The 4,463-nt window shown below is 69.4% G+C and carries 7 protein-coding genes; all 7 read left to right on the top strand.

Features of this window, described 5'->3' with window-relative positions:
- On the top strand, positions 1-545 hold a 545-nt coding region (locus ABDW35_RS32805; protein WP_343718049.1), incomplete at its 5' end, for a SufD family Fe-S cluster assembly protein.
- 5 nt (positions 546-550) lie between these two features.
- Positions 551-1,804, top strand: coding sequence for a cysteine desulfurase (locus ABDW35_RS32800; RefSeq protein WP_343718048.1), 1,254 nt, complete (start codon positions 551-553; stop codon positions 1,802-1,804).
- A 2-nt stretch (positions 1,805-1,806) separates the two neighbouring features.
- The gene (locus ABDW35_RS32795; protein WP_343718047.1) at positions 1,807-2,247 is read left to right on the top strand and encodes a SufE family protein; all 441 of its coding nucleotides are present in this window, start codon (positions 1,807-1,809) and stop codon (positions 2,245-2,247) included.
- Complete coding sequence (locus ABDW35_RS32790; protein ID WP_343718046.1) at positions 2,244-2,681, top strand: iron-sulfur cluster assembly protein; 438 nt, start codon at positions 2,244-2,246, stop codon at positions 2,679-2,681. The genes ABDW35_RS32795 and ABDW35_RS32790 overlap by 4 nt, the downstream gene beginning before the upstream one ends.
- Before the next feature lie 95 nt (positions 2,682-2,776).
- Entirely contained in the window at positions 2,777-3,157 is a 381-nt protein-coding gene (locus tag ABDW35_RS32785) for an iron-sulfur cluster assembly accessory protein (protein ID WP_343718045.1), read from the top strand.
- Positions 3,158-3,318: 161 nt separating this feature from the next.
- Entirely contained in the window at positions 3,319-3,516 is a 198-nt protein-coding gene (locus ABDW35_RS32780; protein WP_343718044.1) for a hypothetical protein, read from the top strand.
- Positions 3,517-4,463, top strand: a 947-nt coding sequence (locus ABDW35_RS32775) for a chloride channel protein (RefSeq protein WP_343718050.1), incomplete at its 3' end; no start/stop codon positions are given.

The raw sequence follows: 4,463 nt of genomic DNA, 5'->3' as shown, positions 1-4,463 counted from the left end.
CCCTCAGCCTCGGCGCCGACCTGGCGCGGACCGAGGTGGTCGCGACCTTCACCGGCCGCGGCGGCAACGGGCACGTCACCGGCGCGTATCTGGCCGATGGCAGCCGCCACATCGACACCACCACGCTGATCGACCACGCCGTGCCGGATTGCCGGTCGCGCGAGGTGTTCAAGGGCGTGCTCGACGGCAAGGGCAGGGGCGTCTTCCAGGGCAAGATCATCGTCCGCCGCGACGCCCAGCGCACCGACGGCTACCAGCTGAACCGGGCGCTGATGCTGTCGCGCACCGCCGAGATCGACAGCAAGCCCGAGCTCGAGATCTACGCCGACGACGTCAAATGCAGCCACGGCGCGACGGTCGGCGAGATCGACGCCGAGGCGCTGTTCTACCTGCGCGCCCGCGGCATCGACGAGCGCACGGCCCGGGCCCTGCTGGTCGAGGCCTTCCTGCGCGAGGCGCTGGAGGAGGTCGCCGACGAGGCGGTGCGCGAGGAGTTCGAGGCCGCGGTCGGGCAGTGGCTCGCCGGGCGGCACCAGGAGGGTTAGATCCGATGGACAGCCGGCTGCATGCGAGCGGCATCAACGCCTATGACGTGAACGCCGTGCGGGCGGATTTCCCGATCCTGTCCCGCACCGTCTACGGCAAGCCGCTGGTCTATCTCGACAACGCCGCCTCGGCGCAGAAGCCGCGCTCGGTGATCGACGCCGAGAGCCGCGTCTATGAGGAGGAATACGCCAACGTCCATCGCGGGCTGCACTATCTCAGCGGCGCCGCGACCGACGCCTTCGAGGCGACGCGCGAGGCGGTGAAGCGCTTCATCAACGCCGCCTCGATCAATGAGATCGTCTACACCCGCGGCACCACCGAGGCGATCAACCTGGTGGCCCAGAGCTATGGCCGCGCCTTCCTGAAGGAAGGGGACGAGATCATCGTCTCGGTGCTGGAGCACCATTCCAACATCGTGCCCTGGCAGTTGCTGGCGCAGGAGAAGGGGCTGGTCCTCAAGGTCGCCCCGATCGACAATGACGGCAACTTCCTGCTCGACGAGTTCGAGCGCCTGCTGTCGCCGCGGACCAAGCTGGTCTCGATCACCTACATGTCGAACGCGCTGGGCACCATCGTCCCGGTCAAGGCGGTGATCGAGCGGGCGCATGCGGTCGGCGCCAAGGTGCTCCTGGATGCCGCCCAGGCGATCACCCACATGCCGGTCGACGTCCAGGATCTCGGCTGCGACTTCCTGGCCTTTTCCGGCCACAAGCTGTACGGCCCGACTGGCATCGGCATCCTCTACGGCCGCGAAGCGCTGCTGGAGGCGATGCCGCCTTGGCAGGGCGGCGGCGAGATGATCCGCACCGTCAGCTTCTCCGGCACCACCTTCGCCGAGCTGCCGGCCAAGTTCGAGGCCGGCACCCCGGCCATCGCCCAGACCATCGCGCTGAAGGCGGCGATCGACTACGTCACGGCGCTCGGCCTCGACACCATCGCGGCGCATGAGCGCGAGCTGCTGGACTACGGCGTCGAGCGGCTGTCGCATGTGCCGGGCCTGACCATCGTCGGCCGGGCGCGGGAGCGTGCCTCGATCATCTCCTTCGCCATGGACTGCGCCCATCCGCACGACATCGGCACGGTGATCGACCAGGCCGGCGTCGCCGTCCGGGCCGGCCATCACTGCGCCCAGCCGCTGATGGAGCGGCTGTGCCTGCCGGCCACGGCCCGCGCGTCCTTCGCCCTGTACAACACCAAGGCCGAGATCGACGTGATGGCCGAGGCGCTGGACAAGGTGGTCAAGCTGTTCGGGAAATGAGCATGTCGCTGTCCCAGGAAGAGCTGGAGGAGAACTTCGCCCTCCTCGACGATTGGGAGGAGCGCTACGCCTACATCATCAGCCTGGGCGACGCGCTGCCGCCCTTCCCGGAGGCCGAGCGGGTCGAGGCCAACAAGGTGCATGGCTGCCAGAGCCAGGTCTGGCTGATCGCCAGGCCCGAGGACCAGGCGCCGGACCGCATCGTGTTCCAGGGCGACAGCGACGCCCGCATCGTCAAGGGGCTGATCGCCATCGTCACCGGCGTGTTCTCCGGCAAGCGGCCGGAGGAGGTGGCGGCGATGGACCTGCGCGGCCTGTTCAACCGGCTCGGCCTCGACACCCATCTGACCAGCGGCCGCCGCAACGGCCTGGCCTCGATGGTCGAGCGGATCAAGGAGATCGCGCGGCGCGCCGTCGCCGCGCGGGAGGCGACATCATCATGACCAAGCCCGCCTATTTCCCCGATGACGGCCTCGGCCTGAACGACTTCATGCGCGCCGGCACGCTGGACGTGCCGGAGCCGGACTGGATCCATGTCCGGACGCCGCTGTCGAAGGTCGAGTATCCGCTCGATGTCGAGGCCACCCGCTCGGCGGTGATGGACAACCTGACCCTGGTGTTCGACCCGGAGCTGCCGGTCAACATCGTCGAACTCGGGCTGATCTATCGGGTCGAGGTGACGCCGGAGGGCAAGGTCGAGATCGACATGACCCTGACCGCGCCGAACTGCCCGGTGGCCGGGTCGATGCCGGTGATCGTCGAGAAGGGCGCGCGCGCCGTGCCGGGTGTGACCGAGGCCAAGGTCAACCTGACCTGGAGCCCGGCCTGGTCGATCGAGCGCGCCAGCGAGGATGCCCGGCTGGCGCTGGGCATGTGACAGAGGAGGCGGGCAGGCCAGCCCTGCCGCCGCAGACCGTTGAAGTCTTCTCCCGATCGGCCCATCTTGTGGGTCGAGGACAAGAGGTGAACAGGATGCGCGCCCTACCGCCGCCGATTTCCCTGACCGACCGCGCCGCCGACCGCGTGCGCGAGCTGATCGCGAAGTCGCCGAAGCCGATCATCGGCCTCCGGGTCGGGGTCAAGGCGCGCGGCTGCTCCGGCCTCAGCTACTTCATGGAATATGCCGAGGAGCGGAAGAAGTTCGAGGATGTGGTCGAGAGCAAGGGCGTCACCGTCCTGATCGATCCGTCGGCGATCATGTTCCTGCTCGGCACCGAGATGGACTGGGTGCAGGAAGAGTTCGGCGCCCGCTTCGTGTTCAACAACCCGAACGAGGTCGATCGCTGCGGCTGCGGCGAGAGCTTCCGGGTGGCCCAGCCCGAGGGTAAGGAACCGGCCCCCGTCGGGGCATGAGAGACCGTCCGATAATGCTACTGGCACGGCCGTCTGATGGCGGTTTCTGCGCTTCCGGTGCTCACGGACTTTAACGTCCGCTGCGCGCCGGTTCTCGAAACCACCACCAGTCGACTCATGCCAGCGCATTCTCAAACGGTCTCTGATTTCTCCCGGAGGCCATGATGGGTCATCCGGCCGGCGCCGCGCCGGATCTGACGCCACGAACCCTCCGCCGCCTGCTGTCGCCGCCGCGTCTGCGGCGGCTGCTGCGTTTCGGCATCGGCGGCCTCCTGGTCGGCTGCATGGCCGTGGCTTTTGCCGAGGCCGCGGACGAAGCGCAAAGCCTGTTCGCCTGGATCACCGATGGACGGCTATAGCTGGCGCCGATCCTGGGCGCGATCGGCTTCGGCGTCTCGGCACTGGCGGCGCAGCGGCTGTTCCCGGCGGCGCCGGGCAGCGGCATCCCGCAATGCATCGCCGCGATGCGCCGGCCGCTGGAGCTGGTGCCGAGCCAGCTGAACGCCCGCACAGGCATCGGCAAGATCGCGCTGTGCCTGTTCGGCCTGGCCTGCGGCGCCTCGATCGGGCGCGAGGGGCCGACCGTCCAGGTCGGTGCCGTGATCCTGGCCAGCCTGACGCCGCATGCCACCCCGGCCCGGCTGCGGCGGGTGATCACCGCCGGCGGCGCTGCCGGCCTGGCCGGCGCCTTCAACACGCCGCTGGCCGGCATCGTCTTCGCGCTGGAGGAACTGGCCGCCGGCTTCGACATCCGCAACCGCATGGCGGTGCTGGCCGCGATCTTTCTGTCCTCGGCCGTCGCCATCGCCGTGCTCGGCGACTACACCTATTTCGGCCGCCACCCGCTCGACTTCACCGCCGGGGCGATCCCGGTCTTCCTGCTGGTCGCGGTGCTGGCCGGCATTCTCGGCGGCCTGTTCGGCCGCTGCGTCCTGGCCCTGACCCGGCTGCTGCCGCGGCTGTTCGCCCGGTTCGGCCGCTGGTCGGTGCTGGCCGCCGCCGCCAGCTGCGGCCTCCTCGCCGGGCTGATCGGCCTGGCCGCCGGCGGCGCCACCTTCGGCACCGGCTATGAGCCGACGCGGCTGGCGCTGGAGGGCGGGCACGCGCTGGCCTGGTGGTTCTTCCCGGCCAAGTTCGCCGCCACGGCCCTGGCCTCCTCGGCCGGCATTCCCGGCGGGCTGTTCGCGCCGTCGCTCTCGGTCGGCGCCGGCTTCGGCGCCATCTTCGCTCGCCGACGAACCCAGCGAAGACGCGATCGAAATCTACGTCTCGCGGCTGCGCAAGAAGCTCGAAGGCAGTTCGGCCG

Origin of the sequence: Inquilinus sp. (assembly GCF_039594555.1) — a bacterium.
Taxonomy (GTDB): domain Bacteria; phylum Pseudomonadota; class Alphaproteobacteria; order DSM-16000; family Inquilinaceae; genus Inquilinus.
This window is presented reverse-complemented; position numbering and strand designations above follow the sequence as displayed.

What these genes read in the sequence shown, in the direction of transcription:
- ABDW35_RS32790 (WP_343718046.1), top strand. Translation starts at nt 2,244, where the DNA reads ATGACCAAGCCCGCCTATTTCCCCGATGACGGCCTCGGCCTGAACGAC.
- ABDW35_RS32800 (WP_343718048.1), top strand. Translation starts at nt 551, where the DNA reads ATGGACAGCCGGCTGCATGCGAGCGGCATCAACGCCTATGACGTGAAC.
- ABDW35_RS32780 (WP_343718044.1), top strand. Translation starts at nt 3,319, where the DNA reads ATGATGGGTCATCCGGCCGGCGCCGCGCCGGATCTGACGCCACGAACC.
- ABDW35_RS32795 (WP_343718047.1), top strand. Translation starts at nt 1,807, where the DNA reads ATGTCGCTGTCCCAGGAAGAGCTGGAGGAGAACTTCGCCCTCCTCGAC.
- ABDW35_RS32785 (WP_343718045.1), top strand. Translation starts at nt 2,777, where the DNA reads ATGCGCGCCCTACCGCCGCCGATTTCCCTGACCGACCGCGCCGCCGAC.